The 20,254-nt window shown below is 76.9% G+C and carries 19 protein-coding genes and 1 pseudogene; 8 read left to right on the top strand and 12 right to left on the bottom strand.

The genetic code is table 11. The annotated features are described in order from the left end of the window. Positions 1-66: 66 nt before the first annotated feature. Together GD970_RS02905 and GD970_RS02910 are read right to left on the bottom strand one after the other, a co-directional pair. Positions 67-1,173, bottom strand: coding sequence for a flavin-containing monooxygenase (locus GD970_RS02905; RefSeq protein ID WP_152200545.1), 1,107 nt, complete (start codon positions 1,171-1,173; stop codon positions 67-69). 143 nt (positions 1,174-1,316) lie between these two features. Next, complete coding sequence (locus tag GD970_RS02910) at positions 1,317-2,948, bottom strand: helix-turn-helix transcriptional regulator (RefSeq protein ID WP_152200547.1); 1,632 nt, start codon at positions 2,946-2,948, stop codon at positions 1,317-1,319. A gap of 118 nt (positions 2,949-3,066) precedes the next feature. On the opposite strand from GD970_RS02910, the gene GD970_RS02915 reads away from it, so the two are divergent. Both GD970_RS02915 and GD970_RS02920 read left to right on the top strand, forming a co-directional pair. Continuing rightward, complete coding sequence (locus GD970_RS02915) at positions 3,067-3,336, top strand: hypothetical protein (protein ID WP_152200549.1); 270 nt, start codon at positions 3,067-3,069, stop codon at positions 3,334-3,336. 53 nt (positions 3,337-3,389) lie between these two features. Then, complete coding sequence (locus GD970_RS02920; RefSeq protein WP_152200552.1) at positions 3,390-4,328, top strand: S1C family serine protease; 939 nt, start codon at positions 3,390-3,392, stop codon at positions 4,326-4,328. 33 nt (positions 4,329-4,361) lie between these two features. Here GD970_RS02920 and GD970_RS02925 read toward each other — a convergent pair whose 3' ends face one another. Together GD970_RS02925 and hrpB are read right to left on the bottom strand one after the other, a co-directional pair. Further along, on the bottom strand, positions 4,362-4,733 hold the full coding sequence (locus tag GD970_RS02925; RefSeq protein ID WP_152200744.1) for a S4 domain-containing protein: 372 nt from the start codon (positions 4,731-4,733) through the stop codon (positions 4,362-4,364). 153 nt (positions 4,734-4,886) lie between these two features. Beyond that, positions 4,887-7,382, bottom strand: a complete 2,496-nt coding sequence (gene hrpB, locus GD970_RS02930) for an ATP-dependent helicase HrpB (protein WP_152200746.1) — start codon at positions 7,380-7,382, stop codon at positions 4,887-4,889. 156 nt (positions 7,383-7,538) lie between these two features. On the opposite strand from hrpB, the gene GD970_RS02935 reads away from it, so the two are divergent. The 5 genes from GD970_RS02935 (at position 7,539) to GD970_RS02955 (ending at position 12,900) form a co-directional block, all read left to right on the top strand. Beyond that, positions 7,539-7,967 (top strand): VOC family protein, encoded by a 429-nt coding sequence (locus GD970_RS02935; protein ID WP_226925111.1) that lies wholly within the window; start codon positions 7,539-7,541, stop codon positions 7,965-7,967. 17 nt (positions 7,968-7,984) lie between these two features. Continuing rightward, the gene (locus GD970_RS02940) at positions 7,985-8,533 is read left to right on the top strand and encodes a nitroreductase/quinone reductase family protein (protein ID WP_211489666.1); all 549 of its coding nucleotides are present in this window, start codon (positions 7,985-7,987) and stop codon (positions 8,531-8,533) included. A 9-nt stretch (positions 8,534-8,542) separates the two neighbouring features. Further along, positions 8,543-10,423, top strand: a complete 1,881-nt coding sequence (gene nhaA, locus GD970_RS02945) for a Na+/H+ antiporter NhaA (RefSeq protein ID WP_226925112.1) — start codon at positions 8,543-8,545, stop codon at positions 10,421-10,423. A gap of 120 nt (positions 10,424-10,543) precedes the next feature. Then, positions 10,544-11,341: an alpha/beta fold hydrolase gene (locus GD970_RS02950; protein ID WP_152200554.1), complete on the top strand. Its 798-nt coding sequence runs from the start codon at positions 10,544-10,546 to the stop codon at positions 11,339-11,341. Continuing rightward, positions 11,338-12,900, top strand: a complete 1,563-nt coding sequence (locus GD970_RS02955) for a SpoIIE family protein phosphatase (RefSeq protein ID WP_152200557.1) — start codon at positions 11,338-11,340, stop codon at positions 12,898-12,900. Before GD970_RS02950 ends, GD970_RS02955 begins: the two co-directional genes overlap by 4 nt. A gap of 7 nt (positions 12,901-12,907) precedes the next feature. On the opposite strand, the gene GD970_RS02960 is transcribed toward GD970_RS02955, so the two are convergent. The 8 genes and pseudogenes from GD970_RS02960 to GD970_RS02995 all read right to left on the bottom strand — a co-directional run. Beyond that, complete coding sequence (locus tag GD970_RS02960) at positions 12,908-13,918, bottom strand: hypothetical protein (RefSeq protein WP_152200559.1); 1,011 nt, start codon at positions 13,916-13,918, stop codon at positions 12,908-12,910. Positions 13,919-14,027: 109 nt separating this feature from the next. Next, on the bottom strand, positions 14,028-14,252 hold the full coding sequence (locus GD970_RS02965; RefSeq protein ID WP_152200561.1) for a hypothetical protein: 225 nt from the start codon (positions 14,250-14,252) through the stop codon (positions 14,028-14,030). Between the two features lie 147 nt (positions 14,253-14,399). After that, positions 14,400-15,353, bottom strand: a complete 954-nt coding sequence (locus GD970_RS02970) for an NAD(P)-dependent oxidoreductase (RefSeq protein ID WP_152200563.1) — start codon at positions 15,351-15,353, stop codon at positions 14,400-14,402. 79 nt (positions 15,354-15,432) lie between these two features. Further along, on the bottom strand, positions 15,433-16,074 hold the full coding sequence (locus GD970_RS02975; protein WP_152200565.1) for a TetR/AcrR family transcriptional regulator: 642 nt from the start codon (positions 16,072-16,074) through the stop codon (positions 15,433-15,435). Positions 16,075-16,191: 117 nt separating this feature from the next. Next, positions 16,192-17,316, bottom strand: a complete 1,125-nt coding sequence (rlmC, locus tag GD970_RS02980) for a 23S rRNA (uracil(747)-C(5))-methyltransferase RlmC (protein ID WP_152200567.1) — start codon at positions 17,314-17,316, stop codon at positions 16,192-16,194. A 107-nt stretch (positions 17,317-17,423) separates the two neighbouring features. Further along, positions 17,424-17,846 carry a DUF1810 domain-containing protein gene (locus GD970_RS02985; protein ID WP_152200569.1) on the bottom strand — a complete coding sequence of 141 codons (423 nt, stop codon included), beginning with the start codon at positions 17,844-17,846 and terminating at the stop codon, positions 17,424-17,426. A gap of 17 nt (positions 17,847-17,863) precedes the next feature. Then, positions 17,864-19,495, bottom strand: a complete 1,632-nt coding sequence (locus GD970_RS02990; protein WP_152200572.1) for a thiamine pyrophosphate-binding protein — start codon at positions 19,493-19,495, stop codon at positions 17,864-17,866. A 2-nt stretch (positions 19,496-19,497) separates the two neighbouring features. Beyond that, positions 19,498-19,674, bottom strand: a pseudogene (locus GD970_RS02995) (cyclase family protein); the annotation flags it as partial. 238 nt (positions 19,675-19,912) lie between these two features. Between GD970_RS02995 and GD970_RS03000 the strand changes: the two are divergent. Then, entirely contained in the window at positions 19,913-20,200 is a 288-nt protein-coding gene (locus GD970_RS03000) for a hypothetical protein (RefSeq protein WP_152200574.1), read from the top strand. The last annotated feature ends 54 nt before the right edge of the window (positions 20,201-20,254 follow it).

Genomic DNA, 20,254 nt, shown 5'->3' on the forward strand with positions numbered 1-20,254 from the left:
CCTCCTCAACGCCGCCGGATCGGGACTTGTTCCGGGCAGGGGCTCCGGTGAGGGGCGGTAGCGCGATCAGCGGAGCACCGGAGCCGTTTCCGCGGTGGTCCGCCGGTGCGCGGCGATGTGCCGGGCCACGTGCTCCGCGTCGCGCCCGGCGCCGAGGATGAGCATCGAGGCGTAGGCGAACTGGAAGGGCAGCCCGGCGAAGTACAGACCGGGCACGCCGTCGACCACACCGCGGTGGTGGCACGGGTAGCCCGTCTCGTCGAGCGGCGCCGGCTCCACCCACCGGAAGTCCTCCCGGTACCCGGTGCACCACAGCACGTTGCGGACGTCGAGGACCCGCCCGTCGTCCAGCAGCGGCAGCCCGTCGCGGGTGCCGACCGTGCGCGCCGGCGTCAGCTCCACGCCCGCCTCGGCGAGATGCCGGCGCTTGACGCGGATCAGCGGCGCGGCGCCGCCGCGGCGCACCGCGGGCGCGATCTTCCGCCCGATCGGGGTGCGCAGCGTCAGGAGGTGCTGGAACACGATCGGGACGACGACGTTGGCCACCCGGGCCGACGGGCGGCCGAGGGTGTACGGCACCTCCCCACGGATCCGCCCCGACAGCACGGTGCGGTGGGTGGCCGCCACCTCGAGGGCGAGGTCCGCGCCGGAGTGGGAGGCGCCGACGACGAGCACCGGGCCGTCCTGCAGCTGGGCGGGGTTGCGGTATCCGGCGGAATGGATCTGCACGATGCCCGGGTCGAGGTCGGCGGCGAAGCCCGGGACGTGCGGGCGCTTGTGCGCGCCGGTGGCCACCACCACCTGCGCGGCGTCGATCGACCCGCCGTCGTCGGTGATCACCACGAACCCGCCCTGACGGGCCAGGACGCGCTCGACGTGCACGCCGAGGCGGACCGGCAGGTCCATGGCGGCGGCGTAGCCCGCGAGGAAGTCGCCCATCGCGGCGCCGGTGGGATAGGTGCCGCGCGGCGCCGGGAAGGCCATCCCCGGCAGCCCGTCGCCCTGGGCGGGCGAGAAGAGCTGGAGCGAGTCGTACCGCTCCCGCCACACGTCGCCCACCCGGGCGCGGCCCTCGAGCACCAGCACCGGCACGCCCCGCCGGCGCAGGTGGTACGCCGTGGCCAGGCCGGCCTGCCCGGCGCCGATGATGACGGTCTCGACCTGCTCGCTCATGGCTGTCCCTCCCGGCCCCCGGTCGGGGCCTTCACCCACGACGCTAGGTTCGGGCCGGCGGGACGACGTCGGGCGGCCTACCCATCCGGCCGCGAGCGCCATGGGTAGTTCTGTGCAGGCGGGCAGCCGCGCCCGCCAGGCCCTCACACCAGGTGGTGCTCGTAGGCGTACGCCGTGGCGGCGGCCCGTGAGGGCAGGTCGAGCTTGGTGAAGATGTTGCTCAGGTGCCGCGCCACCGTCTTCTCGCTGAGGAAGAGCTCGGCGGCGATGGCCCGGTTGGTCCGCCCGGTCGCCACCAGCCGCAGCACCTCGACCTCGCGGGGCGTCAGCCCGCCGGGCGCGACGGGCGCCCGGCGGCTCAGCGCCTCCACCCGGGCGAGGTCCTGGCGGGCGCCGAGCTGGGTGAACGCCCACCGGGCGGCGTCGAGCTCGAGCTGGGCGGCGTCCTCGTCCCCGGCGGCCCGGTACGCCGCGCCCATGGCCGCCCGGGTCCGGGCCGCCTCGTACGGCACGCCCAGCTCCTGCCACAGTCCCCAGGCACGGCGCAGCACCGCCAGCGCCGCGTCGGGGCGGCCCTCGGCGAGCAGCACCGCCCCGTGCGCCCCGGCGGCGACGGCGTGCAGCCAGGGGTTGTCGCGGCGGGACGCCATGTCGGCGAGCTCGGCAGCGGCCCGCCGCGCCTGCGCGACGTCGCCGGCCGCGACCAGCACCTCGACGACGGCGGGCAGCACCTGGCACCGGGCCAGGGAGTGCGGTGCGCCGTCGAGCACGCGGCGGACGGCGGCGGCCGCGTCCTCCACGCGGCCCTGCTCGAGCCGCAGCAGGGCCAGGCCGGGCTGCGGCTCCTCCCCCAGCTGGTTGGCGCGGCGGTAGGCGGTCTCCGCCTCGTCGGGGCGCCCGAGCAGGCGGAGGATCTCGGCCTGCTGGTACACCGCCTGGCCGAGCTCGGGCTGGCCGGGCGGGTCGGTGAGGCGCTCGACGGCGCGCTCGGCCTCGGCGAGGGCGTCGGCCCAGTCCCCGTGGGCGAGCATGATGTGGGCGCGGTTGACCAGGCACTCGCCGCGGAAGGGCACGAGGTCCGGCTGCTGCTCGCACCACCGGCTCAGCGCCGCCGTCCACTCCCGGGCCCGGGGCAGGTCGAAGGTCTCCCGGCACACCCCGATGACCGCGCAGTACACGATGCCCGAGGGGATCTCGGACACCTGCCCCGCGGTGACGTCCACCATCACCTCGTCCAGCAGCGTGGCGCCGTCGGCCATCTGGCCGAGCAGCACGCGGGTGCCGCCGATCCCCAGGCGCGCCAGGGCCAGCAGGTCGGGGTCGTGCCATCGCACCCCGACCTCGCGCGCCGCGGTGAAGCCGTCGAGCGCCGCGGTGTAGTCGCCCGCGCGCATCGCCCGGAGGGCGGCCGGGATGCGCAGGTATCCGTGCACGACGGCGTCCGCCGGGCCATCTTCAGCGGCCCGGGCGGCGCGGGCGAGCCACCCGTTGGCCTGGGCGTGGCCGCCGTGGCCGACGAGGATCATCCCCGCCCAGAAGGCGCACCGGGCGGCGTTCTCGACGTCTCCCTGCTCGAGGTAGGCGTGGTGCGCGCGCCCGAACAGGTCGCTGCCCTCGACGTCGCGGGCGAGCAGCACGGCGGCGGTGGCCAGCCGGGCGAGGTCGTCGGCACCGAGCGCGCCGGCCTGGTCGGCGGCGGCCAGGCGCGCGTAGGCCTCCGTCCACCGCTGCTGCGCGAAGGACGTCCTCCCCTGGTCGAGCAGGTCCACGCTCATGCCGCTCCTTCGCGGGCCGGGCGGAGGCACCCGGCGCGGCCCGTCATCGCAGAGGCTACCCCCGTGCCGCCGCACCGAGCTCCGTCGACGGTCGTTGTCCCTCCCCTACGCTCGCTCCATGGCACGCGAGGACGCCGTCGGCCGCGTCGCGGCAGTGCTGGGCATGGTGCTCATGCTCGTCGCGCTGCCCTTCTTCCTCTCCGCCGGCCTGCTGGCGCCGCTGTGGGCGGTCGTCGTGCTCGACGCGTGCTGGCTCGCGCTCTTCGCGCTCGGCCTGTGGTGGTTCCGCACCCACCCCTTCCGGGTGCTGGTTCTGCCTTTCGTCGCGGGCACCCTGTGGCTGAGCGCGTTGGCCGCCGGCGAGAGCCTCCTGGGCTGGACCGCGTAGGCAGGCGTCAGCGGGCGCGGGCATGCCAGGGCGGGCGCGAGCGTTGAGGGAACATGGTCGATCCGCGCGGCGCCGATCCGCTCGACGCCTACTCCCAGGTGGTCACCACCGTGGCCGCCGCCCTGCAGCCGTCCGTGCTGTCGGTTCTCGTCCGCAGCCGGCGCGGCGGCGGCGCCGGCTCCGCCGTCGCGTTCACCGACGACGGGCTCCTGCTCACCAGCGCGCACGTCGTCGACGGCGTCAGCGGCGGCGGCGTCATCGGGGCCGACGGCGAGGAGGCCCCCTTCGAGGTCCTCGGCGCCGACCGGCTCTCCGAGCTCGCCGTCCTGCGCACCCGCGGGCGCCTCGCCCCCGCCGCCCAGCTCGGCGACGCGGACCGCCTCCGGGTCGGGCAGCTCGTCGTCGCCGTCGGCAACCCCATGGGCTTCGCCGGCTCGGTGACCGCCGGGGTGGTCAGCGCCCTGGGGCGCTCGCTGCCGGTGCGCACCAGCCTCGGCGCCCACTCGATCGACGACGTCATCCAGACCGACGCCGCGCTCAACCCCGGCAACAGCGGCGGTGCGCTCGCCGACGCCACGGGCACCGTGGTCGGGGTGAACACCGCCGTGGCCGGCATCGGGCTCGGGCTGGCCGTGCCGGTCAACGCCACCACCCGCCGGATCCTCACCGAGCTGGTGAGCACCGGGAAGGTGCGGCGCGCCTGGCTGGGCATCGCCGGGGCGGCGATGGCGATCCCGCCCACGCTGGCCGAGCGGCTGGGCCGGCGCACCGGGCTGCGGGTGGCCGAGGTGGTGCCGGGCAGCCCGGCCGCCGCCGCGGGGATCTTCCTGGGCGACATCGTCATCGCCTCGGGCGAGACCCCGGTGCGCTCGCCGCAGGACCTCCAGCGCCTCATGCTCAGCACCGCCGTCGGGCGCCAGTTCCCGGTGACGGTCTATCGCCGCGGCGCGCTGGTCGACGTCGTCGCCACGCTGGCCGAACTCGTCGCCTGACCCCCACCGCCCGCCCCTACCTGGCGGAGCGCTCTAGTATCCGCGCAGGCGCTCGAGCGCCCGCCGCTCGCGCTTGGTGGGCCGCCCCGTCCCCCGGTCCCGCTGCGCGACGACCCCCCGCGCGACGGGCGGCGGGGGCGGCGGGCTCTCGTCGAGCAGCGCCTCGGCGGCCACGGGCGCGCCGACGCGCTTGACCAGGATGCGTCGGACGACGACCACCCGCTCGCGCTCCCCGCCCCGCACGACCACCCGGTCGCCGACCCTGACGGCGGTGGCCGGCTTCGCCCGTTCGCCGTTGACCCGCACGTGCCCCGCCTTGCAGGCCGAGGTCGCCTGGGACCGGCTCTTGAACAGGCGCACGGCCCAGAGCCAGCTGTCCACGCGCGCCTCCGGCGCCTCGGTCACCGCCACCACGCCACGACCCTACGACGCCCTCTCCCGACGGTCCGCCGCGACGAAGGGGTGCGGCCCGCCGTGGCGCCCGCGCGGGTGCGCAGCGTCGACGAGCCGGCCCGGTCTCGCGCGGTCTCAGCCCCGCCCGCCCGGTCTCGCGCGGTCTCAGCCCCGCCGGCCCCGCCCGGTGCCGCGGACCGCCTCGGCGGTCAGCGGGTCCTCGGGCCACGCGTGCTTGGGGTACCGCCCCCGCAGCTCCGCGCGCACCTGCGGATACCCGGTGCGCCAGAACGACGCGAGATCGGTGGTCACGGCGGCGGGGCGGCGCGCGGGCGAGAGCAGGTGCAGCACGAGCGGCACCCGCCCGCCGGCGATCCGCGGGGTCTCGTGCCACCCGAACACCTCCTGGAGGCGGACGGCGAGCACCGGCTCCTCCGCGTCGTAGTCGACGCGCACCTGCGACCCGCTGGGCACGGTCACCCGCTCGGGGGCCAGCTCGTCGAGGCGGGTCGCCTCCGGCCACGGCAGCAGCCGGCGCAGTGCCTGGAGCACGTCGATGCGCCGGAGGTCCTGCGCGCGTCGCACGCGTGCCAGGTCCGGGCCGAGCCAGGCCTCCACGCCGGCGAGCAGTGCCTCGTCGGACACCTCCGGCCACGGCCCGCCGAGCGCCCGGTGGAGAAAGGCCAGCCGCTCGCGCAGCGCGGTGGCGGCGGGCGTCCACGGCAGCGCGGCCAGGCCGTCCTGGGCCAGGCCCTCGCGCACCGCCGCCGCGACGAGGGCCGGGTCGGGCTCGGCGATCGGGGCGGAGGCCAGCTCGATCGCCCCGAGCCACCGCCCCCGCCGGGCCACCACCGCGCCGTCGGCCCAGGTCACGCTCTCCCCCTCCCGCAGCAGCGCGGGCGCCGACTCCACCGCGACGGTCTCGTCGATGGGAGCGGCGGAGCGGATGGTGGCGTCGCGGCGGCCCGCGCCCCGGTCGGCGTCGGCGACGGCGAGCCAGGGCATCCCGGCCAGCGGCGAGCCCGGCGGCAGCGCGGCGCCGGTGCCCGAGGCCATGAGGTAGGTGCCGCCGCCCGGGCGGCGCCGGGCGATGCGGTCGGGGTGGGCCAGGGCGGCCACGGCGCCGACGGCGAGGTCCTCGGGCAGGTCGGTGCCGGCCCCGCCGGCCGGCGCGCCGGCCCCCTCGGGCAGCGCCGCCCGTAGCCGGCGTGCCTCCGCGGCCCACGCCGCGCCGTCCGGGCCGCCGCGGCGCAGGTCGCGCAGCCCCGCGACCAGGTCCGCGCCCGGCGCACGGGCGTCGAGGGACAGCAGGGCGACCACCTCCGCCGCCCGGCGCGCCCCCACGACGTCGACGCCGTCGAGCAGGGCGCGTGCCAGGCGAGGGTCGGCGCCGACGGCGGAGATGCGGCGGCCGCGCGGGGTGACGGTGCCGTCGGGGCGCACCGCCCCCAGGCCGGCGAGGGTCTCGTGGGCGGCGGCCATCGCGGCGGCGGGCGGCGGGTCCGGCAGGGTGAGGCCGGCGCCGCCGGGACTGCCCCAGCAGGCCAGCTCGAGCGCGAAGGCGGTGAGGTCCGCGGTGGCGATCTCGGGCTGGGCGTGCCCGGGCAGATGGGCGTGGTCCGCCTCCGACCAGCACCGGTACACCGCGCCGGGGCCCTCGCGGCCGGCCCGCCCCGCCCGTTGCTCGGCCGCCGCCCGGCTCACGCTCACCGTCACCAGCCCGGCCAGGCCGCGGCGGTGGTCGGTGCGGGGCTCGCGGGAGAAGCCGGCATCCACGACGACCCGCACGCCGGGCACCGTCAGGGACGACTCGGCCACCGCCGTCGCGACGACCACGCGGCGCCGCGGGCCTTCGGTCAGCGCCAGGTCCTGCTCGGGGTGCGGCAGCCGGCCGTGCAGCGGCCGCACGTCGGCGTCCACCCCGGCGAGACGGCGCGCGACCGCGGCCACCTCCCCGGCGCCGGGCACGAAGACGAGCACGTCGCCGGGGCGCTCGGCCAGGGCCCGGCGGGTCGTGGCCGCGACGTGGTCGAGGAAGGCGGGCGTGACGCCGCGCGCGTCGGTGCGCGGCGACGCCGCCGGGCACCAGACCGCCTCCACCGGGTGCAGCACCCCGGGGATCTCGACCACCGGCGCCGGCGCCGGGCCGCCGACCAGCGCCGCGACCCGCTCGGCCGCCACCGTCGCCGACATGGCCACCAGCGGCAGGTCCTCGCGCAGGTTCGTGCGCACGTCGACGAGCAGGGCGAGGACGAGGTCGGCATCGAGGTGGCGCTCGTGGACCTCGTCGAGGACGACGGCGCCGACCCCGGGCAGGTCGGGGTCGCGCTGGAGCCGGCGCAGCAGCACCCCGGTGGTGACGACCTCCACCCGGGTGGCGGCGCTGCGCCGTCGTTCCCCGCGCACCGCGTACCCGACCGTGCGCCCCACCGGCTCCCCCAGCAGCGCCGCGAGGCGCCGGGCCGCCGCCCGCGCCGCCAGCCGCCGCGGCTGGGTGACCACCACGGTGCCGCCCACGGCGGCCGCGAGCGCCGGCGGGACGAGGGTGGTCTTCCCGGTGCCCGGCGGGGCCTGGACCACCGCCGCGCCGTGGTCGCGCACGGCCCGCACCACGTCGGTCAGGCCCGCGCGGACGGGCAGGTCGGGCGGGTCGGCGAGCAGGCGGGCGAGGGGGTCGGGCACGCCACGCAGTCTGCCGCAGCCGGGTGGGGCGAGGACGGCCCGTCCCGGCCGCGGCGCCTGTGGGAAGGCACGGCCCGCGGGGCCCGCCGCTGTGCGGCAGCGACCTTGACGGTCCCTGGGAGCCGCCTTACCGTCGTGCTGCTGATCGACCGAGGGTCGTTCGATCATGCCCTGGAGGCCGCCATGCTCTCCGCCTACAACCCGGTTCCCACGCTCGCGGTCAAGGACCTGGACGCCGCTCGGAAGTTCTACGAGGACACCCTGGGTCTGACCCCGTCCGAGGAGGAGATGCCGGACGGGGTGATGTACACCGCCGGCTCGGGACGGGTGTTCGTCTACCCCTCCTCCTACGCCGGCAGCAACAAGGCCACCTACGTCTCCTTCGACGTCCCCACGGAGAAGTTCGACGAGGAGGTCGCGGCCCTGCGCGGCAAGGTCGACTTCCAGACGTTCGACCTGCCCGGGGCGACCTGGGAGGACGGCGTCGCCCGGAGCGACGAGATGAAGTCCGTCTGGTTCGCCGACCCGGACGGCAACATCCTCAACATCAGCGTCCGGCTGTAGGCGACGCGCCGCCCATCGTGCCCAGCCGCCTCACCTTCGCGGCCCTGAACGGGGTGCACCGCGCGTTGCAGCGCGTCAGTGGCGGGCGGCTCGGGTGGCGGGTGGCGCGGATGGACGTCGTCGAGCTGACCACGACCGGCCGGCGCTCGGGCCGGCCGCACACCGTGCTGCTCACCGTCCCGCTGCGGGTCGACGGGCGCGCGGTGCTCGTCGCCTCCCGCGGCGGGGACGACCGCCCGCCCGACTGGCTGCTCAACCTTCAGGCCGACCCCGTCGTGCGTGTGCGTGAGGGCACGGCGCGACATGGCGAGGGCGCGGGACGAGGAGACGGCGGCACGGCACCACGCGGCGAGGGCGCGGGACGAGGTGGCGGCGGCACGCACGTGCGCGACGGTGAGGGGCGGCGGATGCGGGCCCGGGTCGCGACGGCGGCGGAGCGGGCCGCCTGGTGGCCGCGGGTCACCGCGGTCTACCGGGGCTACCGCGGGTACCAGGAGCGCACGGCACGCGAGATCGCGCTCGTGGTGCTCGAGCCGGAGGGGCCCGGGCGGCCCGCTGATGACTAGCCTGTCCGGGTGAGGCGCAACCGCGACGGCGGCGGCCAGACCCGCCGACGGCAGCTCCTGGGCCAGCTCTCCGAACCGCTGCGCCGCTACCTGCGCACCGAGTCCGGCGGCGCCACGCTGCTGCTGGGGGCCACCGTCGTCGCCCTGCTCTGGGCCAACTCGCCCTGGTCCGGCGCCTACGAGGGGCTGTGGGCCACCCCGGTCGCGCTGCGGGTGGGCGAGGCCACGCTGGCGATGGACCTGGGCCACTGGGTCAACGACGGCCTCATGGCGGTGTTCTTCCTCGTCATCGGGCTGGAGGTGCGCCGCGACCTGGCCGTCGGGGAGCTCACGGACCGCCGCCGGGTCGTCCTGCCGCTCGTCGCCGGGATCGGCGGGATGGTCGTCCCCGCCCTGCTGTACCTGCTCGTCGTGCGCGGCGGGGAGGCGGCGGCCGGGTGGGGCATCGTCATCGGCACCGACACCGCCTTCCTGCTCGGCACGCTCGCCCTCGTGGGCCCGAGCGCGTCGACCCAGCTGCGCGTCTTCCTCCTGACCCTCACCGTCGTCGACGACATCGTCGCGGTGACCGTCATCGCCGTGGCCTACTCCGGCCCGCCGGAGGTCGGCGGGCTCGCCGCGGCGGCCGCGTGCGTCGTCGCCCTGGCGGTCATGGCCCGGATCGGGGTCTGGCGCACCTGGCCCTACGCCCTGGCCACCCTGGCGCTGTGGGGCGCCACGCTGGCCGCGGGCGTGCACGGGTCGCTCGCCGGCATGGTCGCCGGGCTGCTCATCCCCGCCTACCCGCCGCGCCGCGCCGAGGTGGAGACGGCGGCCGGGCGGTTCCGGGCCTTCCGGCAGTCCCCGCTGGCCGACGTCGGACGCTCGGCCCAGGTCGCCCTCGCCCGGGCCGTGCCGGTCAACGAGCGGCTCCAGCTCGTGCTGCACCCGTGGGCGAGCTACGTCGTCGTGCCGCTCTTCGCCCTGGCCAACGCCGGGGTGGACCTGCGCGGCGGCGTGCTCGGTGCGGCGCTGACCTCGGCCCTGACGTGGGCCGTCGTCGTCGGGCTGGTCGTGGGCAAGTTCGTGGGCATCGGGGCGACGACGCTCGGCGGGTCGGCCCTCGGCCTCGGGCGCCTGCCCCAGGGCGTGGGGCCGGGCCAGGCGCTGGGCGGGGCGGCCCTGTCCGGCATCGGGTTCACCGTCGCCCTGCTCATCGCCGGCCTCGCCTTCGACCGGACCGCGCTGCGCGACGACGCCACGGTCGGCGTCCTGCTCGCCCTGCCGCTGGCCACCGGGCTGGGCTGGCTGGTGTTCAGGCTCGCGGCCGTCCTCCACGGGGAGACGACGGCGGACCTGCCCACGGCCCTCGACCGGCCGGTGGACCCCGCCCGCGACCACGTCCGCGGCCCGGCGGCCGCGCCGGTCACGCTCGTCGAGTACGGCGACTTCGAGTGCCCGTTCTGCGCCAAGGCCACCGGCGCGGCCCGGGAGGTGCGCGCCCACTTCGGCGCCGACCTGCGCTACGTCTTCCGGCACCTGCCCCTGCCGGACGTCCACCCGCACGCCGAGCTAGCCGCCGCGGCGGCCGAGGCGGCCGGCGCCCAGGGGATGTTCTGGGAGATGCACGACCTCCTCTTCGCCCACCAGGACGAGCTCGAGCTCGCCGACCTCGCCGGGTACGCGGGCGAGCTGGGCCTCGACGTCGAGGCGTTCCTCCGCGACGTGGACGGGCAGCGCCACGCCGCCCAGATCCGCGAGGACGTGGCCAGCGCGGAGGCGAGCGGCGCGCGCGGGACCCCGACCTTCTTCGTCGGTGACCGGCGCCACGTGGGGCCCTACGACGCCCAGACCCTCATCGCCGCGCTCGAGGCCGCGCGTGCCCCGGTCGGCGCGTCCCCACCCGGCTGACGAGCAGGGCGCAGCACCGGCGGCGCCGCACCACACCCCGGGGCCGCACCACACCCCGGGCCGCGCCCGGCTCGCCAGGCCGCCGCGAGCCGAGCCGGATTTGTCCCGTAACCTCACCCCATGAACGCGCTGGCACGCCACAACGTCCGGTCGAGCGGGCGGGCCGACGGCCCGACGATGCTCTTCGCCCACGGCTTCGGCTGCGACCAGGGCATGTGGCGCTACGTCGCGCCGGAGTTCGAGGCCAGCCACCGGGTGGTGCTGTTCGACCACGTCGGCGCCGGCGGCTCCGACGCCACCGCCTTCGACCCCGTGCGCTACAGCAGCCTGGACGGGTACGCCGCCGACGTCGTCGAGATCCTCGACGCCCTCGACGCCGGCCCGGTGACCTTCGTGGGCCACTCGGTCAGCGCGATGATCGGCGTGCTGGCGGCGCGCGAGCGCCCGGAACTGTTCGACCGGCTCGTGCTGGTCGGCCCCAGCCCGCGCTACATCGACGACGACGGGTACCGCGGCGGGTTCACCCAGGCCGAGATCGACGAGCTGCTCGAGACGATGGACGACAACTACCTCGGCTGGTCCGCCCACGTGGCCCCGCTGATCATGGGCCGTCCGGACCGGCCCGACCTCGGCGAGGAGCTCACGTCGAGCTTCTGCGCCATGGACCCGGCCATCGCCCGCCGCTTCGCGCGCACCACGTTCCTCTCGGACAACCGCCGCGACCTGCCCGACGTGCAGACCCCCGCCCTCGTGGTCCAGTGCCGCGAGGACATCATCGCCCCGGTCGAGGTGGGCACCTACGTCCACGAGAACCTCACCGCGAGCGACTTCGTGATGCTCGACGCGGTCGGCCACTGCCCCAACCTCAGCGCGCCCGACCAGCTGACCCGGGCGATGCGCGAGTACCTCGCCGCGTGAGCGTCGACCGCGAGCACGCCTGGGACGAGGCGCCGACGGCGCTGCTCACCCTGGACCGCGACGGCACCGTCGTCGACGCCAACGCCACCTTCCTGGAGTGGGTGGGCCGGGCACGCGCCGACGTCGTCGGCCGGGCCCGGCTGAGCCAGCTGCTGTCGGTGGGCGGCCGGATCTACTGGGAGACCCACCTGGCGCCGATGCTGCACGCCGACGGCCGGGCCGAGGAGGTGGCCCTCGAGCTGCGCGGCCCGGACGGGCGCCTGCCGGTGCTGCTCACGGCGGTCGTCACGCCCTTCCCCGCGCCGCCGGGCACCGCCCCGGTCGTCCAGGTCGCGCTGTCCAGCGCCCGCGAGCGGTCACGGTACGAGCGCGAGCTGCTCGCCGCCCGCCGCGCCGCCGAGGACGCGGCCGGCCGCACCCGCGTGCTGCAGGAGGTCACCTCGGCGCTGTCGGGCGCCGTCGGCGTGGCCGGGGTGGTCCAGGCCCTGCTCGACGCGGCCACCACCCGGCTGGGGGCCGCGGCCGCGACCTTCTGGCGCTGGGACCGCAGCGCCGGGCCGGTGGCCTACGCCACCTCGGGCGAGGAGCCGGGGGACGCGCCGCCCCCGGCGGTCGACCCGGGTCTGCGGATGGCGACGGCGGACGGCGAGCGCGTCGTGGTGCCCGCGCACGGCCAGTCGCGGCTGCGCGGGCTGCTCTCGCTCGCCCCGCGCCGGGACCCCGGCATGGACCCGCTGGACCTGGACTTCCTCACCGCCGTCGGCCAGCAGGCGGGCCTCGCCCTGGACCGGGCGCAGATGTTCGAGCGTCACGCCGCCGTGGCGCACGAGCTGCAGCGCTCGCTCCTGGCCACCACGGTCCCGCAGGACCCGCGCTTCGACGTCGCCACCTCCTACCGGCCGGGCGTGGAGACGCTCGAGGTCGGCGGGGACTTCTACGACGCCTTCCTCGTCGACGACGACGTCCTCGCCGTGGTCGTCGGCGACGTGGTGGGGCGCGGCCTGCCGGCGGCCAGCGCGATGGGGCAGCTGCGCAGCGCGGTGCGGGCCGTCGCCGGGCCCGACGTCGGCCCGGCGGCGCTGGTCTCCCGCCTGGACCGGTTCGTCCACCAGGTGCCGGCGGCCGCGTCGGCGACCCTCGCCTACGCCGAGGTCCGGCTGAGCACCGGGCACGTGCGGCTCGCCTGCGCCGGGCACCTGCCGCCGGTGCTGCTGCCGGCCCGCGGCGCCCCGGGGCTGGTGTGGGAGGGCCGCTCGACGCCGCTCGGGCTGGTCCTGCCGTCCGGGCGCAGCGAGGCCGAGCTGCGGCTCGAGCCGGGCGACCGTGTGCTGCTGTACACCGACGGGCTGGTCGAGCGCCGGCACCAGTCCCTGCGCGACGGGCTCGGCGTGCTGGTCGGCCGGGCTGCGGCCGCGGGCGCGCTCGCCCCCGCGGAGGCCGTGCAGACCCTCACCGACGGGTTCCTGCAGGACCAGCGCGGCCACGACGACGTCTGCGTCCTGCTGCTCACCTGGCACGGGGAGGGCGGCGCGCCGACCGCGGCCCCGACCGCCGGCTAGGGGCGACTCACTCCGCGCTGGTGGTCCCCTGCGCCGCGCCGGCGGCCTCGGGCTGGCCGTTGGCCGCGGTACCGGGCTGGCCCGCCCCGCCCGTCGGCGCCTGCTGGGGCGCCTGCTGCTGCGGGGCCGGGGCCGGCTGCTGCGGCGCGGGGCTCTGCTCGGGCGCCGGAGTCTCCCCGGGCGCCGGGCTCGGCTCGGGCGCCTGGGTCGGCGCGGGCGTGGGCTCCCCGGGCGCCGTGGTCGCCGTCGGGGCCGGCGTGGGCGTGCTCCCGGGCCCCGGGGTGGAGCTGGGCGCCTCGGACGGGCCCTGGCCGGGGGTGGCGGGCGCCGCGGGCGTCTCGCGGGAGGTGGTCCCGGAGCTCACCCCGATCGTCGTGCCGCTGCCCTGCTCGTTCCGCACGACGTCGCTCAGCGGCTTGCCGGCCGCGACCTCGACGAGCGTGACGGCCCCGATGATCACGACGAAGACCCCGAGCACCATCGCGACCAGCCGACGGTAGCCGTAGCGCTCGACGACGGCGCGCCACGCGGCGCGCCACTTCCCGTCCTCGGGCTGCGCCGCGGCGCCCGCCTGCGCAGCGGCGACGGTGGCGCCGTCGTCGACGCGGGTGGGGCTTCCGGTCTCCGACCGGGGCCGGGGGCCGTGGGTGGCGCCCTGACGGCGGGTGCTCATCACGGTGGTCGTCCGGGTGCCCAGCGCCCGCGCCCGCACGAGCGGGGCCGCGGCGCTGACCCTGTCCGCCGTGCGACGCAGGGAGGTCGTGTAGATGTAGCTGCCCAGCACCGTGACGATGCTCGACAGTGCGGCCCCGATGATCGTCCCGGCCACGCCGAGGTAGGAGGCGAGGGACGTCGTGGTCACCGCGGCCAGCGCACCCGCGGTGAGCTGCGTGGCCGAAGGGCGGTCCGATGTCTTCTTCTCGGGTTCCGGCGTCTCCTTGACGGCGGTCGCCGCGGTGACGGCGCCGTCGGGCTCCGGCGGGGACGAGGGGCGAGGGCGGTTCTGGTCGTGCGACATCAGGACCAGGCTAAGTACGCTCCGCCCCCTCGCGGCAGCGGTTGGGGGATGCGAACGCGTCACACCGACGGGTGATGCGTCACACCCGCCGGAGCCCTTCACACGGTCGCTACACCAGCCGGTCGATGCGCTGCAGCATGTCGATGCTGGGGAACCGGTCCGCGCGGACGCGGTCGAGCAGCTCCTCGACGTAGATCGGCACCTCTCGGGGCTCGAGCAGGGACTCGATCATGTCCAGCATGGTCGCCGAGGGGTACGGGTCGTCGTGGACCTTCTCCATCAGCGCACGCAGCAGCGCGGACCGGACGTCGTACGTCTTCTGCTCGGAGGGCATCTCCCACTCCTTCGAGGTGCAGCCGTGAAATTCGCCGGACGTCCCCAGGCTAGGGACCCGGCCGGGTCCCGTCGCGGCGAGCCGGCGGCCGTCAGCAGCGGCTGCGCGGCGGGCGGGCGTGAGCAGCCGCGGGGAGGCGGGCGACCGTCAGTAGCCGCGGCCCAGGTCCACGGCGGTCTCCGGCACGACACCGGCGGCCAGCAGGTCGCGGTTGCGGACGATCTCGGGGGCGACGTCGTCGGGCAGCGTGGGCCCGGAGACGTGCGGGGTGAGGGTCACGCGGGGGTGCGACCAGCGCCAGTCCCCCGCCGGCAGCGGCTCGGTCTCGACCACGTCGAGGACGGCGCGGCGCACCCGGCCGGCGTCCAGCGCGCCGCGCAGGGCGACCGGGTCCACGCACGCGCCGCGCCCGACGTTGACGACCAGGGCGCCGCGCAGGCGCCGGAGCAGCGCCTCCCCCACCAGGCCCCGGGTCGCCGCGGTCAGCGGCAGGGCGCAGACGAGGACGTCGCAGGCCGGCAGCACCGCGGGCAGCGCGGCGAGCCCGACGACGTCGTCGAACGCCGGGCGGGGCGTGCCGCTGCGGCTGGCGCCGACCACGCGCAGGCCCGCCGCGCGCAGCGCCGCGGCCACCCCCGCGCCGATGGCGCCGGTGCCGAGCACGACGGCGGTGCGGCCGGGCACGTCGTCCGCGGGCAGCTGGCGCCACTCGCCCCGGTCCTGCTGCGCGCGGTAGTCACCCAGCCGCAGGACGTCGTCGAGCACGTGCGCGAGGACGTAGGCACCGATGCGGGCCGGCATGGCGCCGATGGTGCGGGTCAGCACGAGCGGGCCGGGCGCGTCGGCCAGGGCGCCGACGATCGCGTCCACGCCGGCGGCCATGCTGTGCACCCACCGCACCCGGGAGCGGGGCAGGTTGGCCGGCAGGGCGCTGCCGGACCAGCTGTCGGCCCAGGCCAGGTCCTCGGCCGCGAGCGGGCCCGCGGGCACCACCCGGGTGGCGAGGTCGGGGGCCAGCTCGGCGAGCCGCTCCGCCACCGGCGCCGCCAGCGGCCCGGACAAGATCATGCGCGCGGCCGGCGCCGTCGTCGTGCCCTCCACGTGTCCCTCCGTCCGCGGCCGGCGGCCGCACCGGGAGTGTAGACGCGCCGGGACCGGCGACGGCGTCACGCCCCCGGCGTCAGGCCCCCAGGCCGCGCAGCACGAGGTCCACGAGGCTGGTGACGTACTCCTCGAGGCCCGCGGCGAGCTCCTCGCGCGGCGCCCCCGCGCGGGCCATGAGGAAGTGGAAGTACACCGTGCCCTCGATGGCGTCCACCAGCTGCGCGGTCGACGTCGACGGCGGCAGCTCGCCGTCGGCGATGGCCCGGTCGACCCGGGCGACCAGGGCGAGCACCTCGTGGGTGATGCTCTCGTCGCGGATCTCGGCGAACTCGGCCGGGTTGGCCACGGCGGCGGAGACGACGTTGGCGATCATCGGCCCGTGCGGGCCGAGCATCAGCTCCGCCCGGCCGCGGGCGTGGGCGATGAGGTAGTCGCGGATGCCCAGGTCCGGGGCCGGGTTGACGTGCCCGACCTCGAGGTGGCGGACGGCGTCGAGGAGCAGGGCGTGCTTGTCCTTCCAGCGCAGGTAGATGGAGGACTTGCCGATCCCCGCGTGGGAGGCCACGGCGTCCAGGCTCACGCCGGCCCAGCCGCGCTGGCCGAAGAGGTCCAGGACCGCCCGGTAGGCGCGATCCTCGGTGTCGGCGTGTCGCGGGCGGCCCGGGCCCCGCTTGGCCGCCTGCGCCGCGTCGTCGGCAACTGCCTGTGGTTGCGTCATGTCCCCGCCCTTTCGTCGGGTGGAGAGTAGATCAGCAACGGCTGTGAGGAGCCTGAATTGCGACGTGTCGCCGCCGGATCTTGTGCTGTGGACCGAAAAGGGGCTCGGCGGCGCCCGTCAGGCCCGCTCCAGCAGCACCATGACCTCGTAGTGCGACGTCTGCGGGAACATGTCCAGCACCCGCGCCCGGAGGGGGCGCAGGGAGGGTATCGCGGCCAGGTCGCGCGCCAGCGAGGCGGCGTTGCAGCTGGAGTAGACGACGTGCCGCACCGGGGCGGCCTCGAGCCACCCGCTCAGCTCGGGGCCGATGCCGCGTCGGGGCGGGTTGACGATGACCAGCTCGGGCGGGGCCTGCGCGCCGAGCGCGAAGGCGGTGGCGTCGCCGGCCTCGAAGCGCACCCGGTCCAGCCCGGCCTCGCGGGCGCTCAGCCGCCCGCTGGCCACCGCCTCCCGGCTCGTCTCGATGCCGAGCACGTCCCGGCCACCGGCGGCGGCGTGCAGGGCGAAGCCGCCGACGCCGCAGTACAGGTCCCACACCGACGCCGGCGCCAGCTCCTCCACCCACTCCCGGCCCTGGCGGTACAGCGCCGCGGCGACGTCGGTGTTGGTCTGGAAGAAGCTCTGCGGGCGCAGGTGCAGGGCGATCCCGTTGACCCGCATGGGCAAGGTGGCCTGCTCGGTCAGGACGATCTCGCGCTCCCCCTCGAGCACGGCCTTGTGCTCGGGCTGGAGGTTGACGGAGACGACCCGCAGCTGCGGCAGCTCGCGCCGCAGCGCCGGCAGGTGCTTGCGCAGGCGCCCCAGGGGCTCCTCCGAGCGCAGCACGAACCGGAGCATGAGCTCGCCGTCCGGCGACTCGGTGACCAGCAGGTACTTCAGCTCGCCGCGGCGGCGCGGGACGTCGTAGGGGGTGAGCCTGGCCCGGGTGACGAATGCGGCGAGCGTGGGCAGGACCGCCTGGAGGCCAGGGGTGCACAGGCCGCACGCGCGCAGGTCCACGCCGCGGCCGTCCCGGTCCAGGATGCCGAGCGTGGGCGCGTCGACGGTGCCGGCCACCACCATCTTGGCCTTGTTGCGGTACCCGGACTCCCGGCTGGCCACGGGCGGCAGCCACGCGATGTCGCGGTGGTCCGCGAGCAGGTCCCGGCAGTGGCGCTCCTTGCCGGCAAGCTGCGCGGCGTACGGCTGGCCCATGAGGGTGCAGGAACGGCAGCGGGCGGCGTCGAAGTAGGAGCACTGCATGGCCCGGCCAGCGTAGTGCCGCCGCCCGGGGCGGCGGGCGTGAGCCGCACCACGTCGACCGGCCCGGCCGCGCGCCGGGCGGTGGCCCGCGAGAGCCGGCGCCGGGCTCAGAGCCGGCGCAGGGTCTCCGGGTCGGCCGCGCCGCCGTAGTACTTCTCGAGCACCTCCTGGAAGACCGGCTCGTCGGGCGCGGCGCGGGCGAACAGCGTCATCGACGAGCGCAGCTTCATCGCGTCGGTGGGGCCGAAGACCTCCTCCGCCGACGGCGCGTCGCTCCCGGCGACGACGGCGGCGCACTCGCGCAGCCGGGCGCCCAGGACCGGGTGACGCAGGTAGGCACGTGCCTCGTCCAGGGAGGCGATGGCGTAGCGCTGGGCCATCGGGCTGCGGCCCAGCCCGGCCAGCTGCGGGAAGACGAACCACATCCAGTGGCTGGTCTTGCGCCCGCGCCGCACCTCCGCCAGCGCCTGGTCGTAGGTGCCGCCGCCGTCCTGGGCGGTGACGAAGCGCTGCAGGTCGTACTCGTCCACGTCCCCTCCCCCGCTCGTCAGTGCCCGAAGGCCTCCGCGAGCCACCACGACGGCTCGTCGGCGACCACCTTGGCATCGACGAGCAGCGGCGTCGCGCGCGGGCCGTCCAGCCACTGCCGGACTCCGGCGAGGTCGCCCGGGCCGCGCACGGTGACGGCGGTGAACCCGTACCCGCGGCCGACGGCCGCGATGTCGGTGGGCGGGAAGGTCACCGTGTCCAGCGGCTCCCCGGCGTCGGCGAAGTGGTGCACCTCGGCGCCGTAGGCGTCGTCGTTGTAGACCACGACGACCATCGGCAGGCCCAGGCGCCGCACCGTCTCCAGCTCCGCGGCCGCCATCAGCGCACCGCCGTCGCCGAGGGCCGCCACCGGGAGCCGGTCGGGCCGGGCCAGGGCGGCGCCGACGGCGGTGGCCAGACCCAGCCCGATCGACTGGAACGCCTGGGTGAAGCAGAAGCCCTGCTCGTCGGGCACGGAGAGGAACATGCTCGGGTAGCCCATGAAGTTGCCCGAGTCGACGGCGACGACCCGCTCGGCCGGCAGCAGGTCGTCCAGCGCGGTGGTCAGGGTGCGCGGGTCGATGCGCCCGCCGCCGGTGCGGTCCTCGACGGGCACGTCGCGCCAGCGCCCGCCGGTCGCGAGGCGGTCGAGCACCTCGGGCGTGCGGTAGCCGGTCACCGGTGCCCCCAGGACGGCTAGCGCGGCGTCCGCCGCCGTCGGCACGTCCCCGAGCACCGCCAGGTCCAGCCGACGCTGGCGGCCGAGCGCCTCGGGGGTGTCGTCGACCTGGACGACCGCGGCGCCCTCGCCGATGAGGCGGCCGTGGCGCATGGTCCACATGTTCAGCGAGCAGCCCCAGCCGACGATGAGGTCGGCGCCGCGGATGAGGTCGGCCGCCACCGGGGTGGAGAAGCCGCCGGAGACGTCGAGCGCCCAGGCGTCGTCGTGGAAGAGCCCCTTGGCGACGGCGGAGGTGGCCAGCAGCGCGCCGCAGCGGTGCGCGAGGGCGCCCAGCGCGGCCTTGGCGTGGGCAGAGCGGGCCCCGCGCCCGGCGACGAACACCGGCCGGCGGGCCGCCCGGAGCAGGTCCACCAGGCGGTCGAGCTCCTCGGCGGGCGGCTCGGCGGGGACCGGCGGGGCGGGCAGGCGCACCGGCTCGGGCGCCGGGGCGGGCAGGTCCTGGACGTCGAGCGGGAGGTTGAGCAGCACCGTGCGGCGCTGGTGCACCGCCGTCGCCACGGCCGCCGTCGTCTCCTCGACGGCCCGCTCCGGCGCGGTGACGCGGGCGGGGACGGCGCCGACGGCGCGGGCGAGGGCGTCCTGGTCGACGGCGAAGTTCGACGTCGGCGAGGTGGCCTCGGCGGCCAGGACGACCAGCGGGGTGCGGCTCTTCGCGGCCTCGGCGACCCCCGTCATGGCGTTGGTCAGGCCGCAGCCCTGGTGGACGGTGAGGGCGGCGGGCGCGCCGGCGGTGCGGGCGTAGGCGTCGGCCATGGTGGCCGCGCCACCCTCGTGGCGCGCGGCGACGAACCGGGCGCCGGCGGCCACCATCGCGTTGGTGACGTGGAAGTTGCCCGAGCCGACGACGCCGAAGACGTGGTCGACGCCGAGCTCGACGAGCGTGCGGCCGACCGCCTGGCTGACCCGCACGATCAGTCCTCGACGAGGGCGAGCACCCGTGCCGGGGAGCCGGAGCCGCCGACGATCTTCAGCGGGGCGGCGACCACGACGGCGCCGGTGGGCGGGAGCTGGTCGAGGTTCTGCAGCTGGGCGAGGCCGTACTTGCCGTTGCCGAGCAGGAAGGCGTGACAGGGGAACTCCGGGTCAAACGAGCCGGGGGGCAGGACGGGCATCGTTGCTCCTGGGGGCGGCGCGTGGGCGGGGCTCGGGGGTCGTGTGACCGAGAACATAGCGGACCGCTGCTCGCGAGCGTCCCACCGAGCCATGCCGAGCCGCCCGGCCGGCGCGCGGGTGCGGCCGGCGCCCCCGGAAGTGGCCCGTACCGGCGTGACCCGGGCGGGGTTAAGCTCGACGGACCGCAGCCCCGTCCCGTCGAGGGTGATCCCCATGGCCGTCCTGGTCGTCGCCCGGTTCGCCGGAGATGCCGACAGCCTCGTCGGCCTGATCCACGAGCATGTGGAGCCGGTGATGCTCGAGGTCGCCCCCGCGCACGGCGTGCGGTGGCACACCATGTCCAAGACGTCCGAGGGTGTCCTCGTGGTCGACGTGTGGGACGCCCCGGACGGCCTCCAGCGCGCGATGGCGGAGCCCGCCATCCAGCAGGCCTTCGCCGCGGGCGGCATCCCGCAGCCGCAGATCGACGTCTACGAGCTCGTGGACCACCGCAGCTTCTGAGCTCACGCTCGTCGGCAGTGCCTCCGAGGCACGACGCCGTCTCACCCCCAGCCA

Origin of the sequence: Georgenia thermotolerans, assembly GCF_009193185.1 — a bacterium.
Taxonomy (GTDB): Bacteria; Actinomycetota; Actinomycetes; order Actinomycetales; family Actinomycetaceae; genus Georgenia; species Georgenia thermotolerans.

Bases quoted from the DNA above. Each gene is read 5' to 3' on its own strand.
- GD970_RS02915 (WP_152200549.1), top strand. From the start codon at position 3,067: ATGGCACGCGAGGACGCCGTCGGCCGCGTCGCGGCAGTGCTGGGCATG.
- GD970_RS03000 (WP_152200574.1), top strand. From the start codon at position 19,913: ATGGCCGTCCTGGTCGTCGCCCGGTTCGCCGGAGATGCCGACAGCCTC.
- rlmC (WP_152200567.1), bottom strand. From the start codon at position 17,316: ATGCAGTGCTCCTACTTCGACGCCGCCCGCTGCCGTTCCTGCACCCTC.
- GD970_RS02960 (WP_152200559.1), bottom strand. From the start codon at position 13,918: ATGTCGCACGACCAGAACCGCCCTCGCCCCTCGTCCCCGCCGGAGCCC.
- GD970_RS02975 (WP_152200565.1), bottom strand. From the start codon at position 16,074: ATGACGCAACCACAGGCAGTTGCCGACGACGCGGCGCAGGCGGCCAAG.
- GD970_RS02965 (WP_152200561.1), bottom strand. From the start codon at position 14,252: ATGCCCTCCGAGCAGAAGACGTACGACGTCCGGTCCGCGCTGCTGCGT.
- GD970_RS02905 (WP_152200545.1), bottom strand. From the start codon at position 1,173: ATGAGCGAGCAGGTCGAGACCGTCATCATCGGCGCCGGGCAGGCCGGC.
- GD970_RS02920 (WP_152200552.1), top strand. From the start codon at position 3,390: ATGGTCGATCCGCGCGGCGCCGATCCGCTCGACGCCTACTCCCAGGTG.
- GD970_RS02950 (WP_152200554.1), top strand. From the start codon at position 10,544: ATGAACGCGCTGGCACGCCACAACGTCCGGTCGAGCGGGCGGGCCGAC.
- GD970_RS02910 (WP_152200547.1), bottom strand. From the start codon at position 2,948: ATGAGCGTGGACCTGCTCGACCAGGGGAGGACGTCCTTCGCGCAGCAG.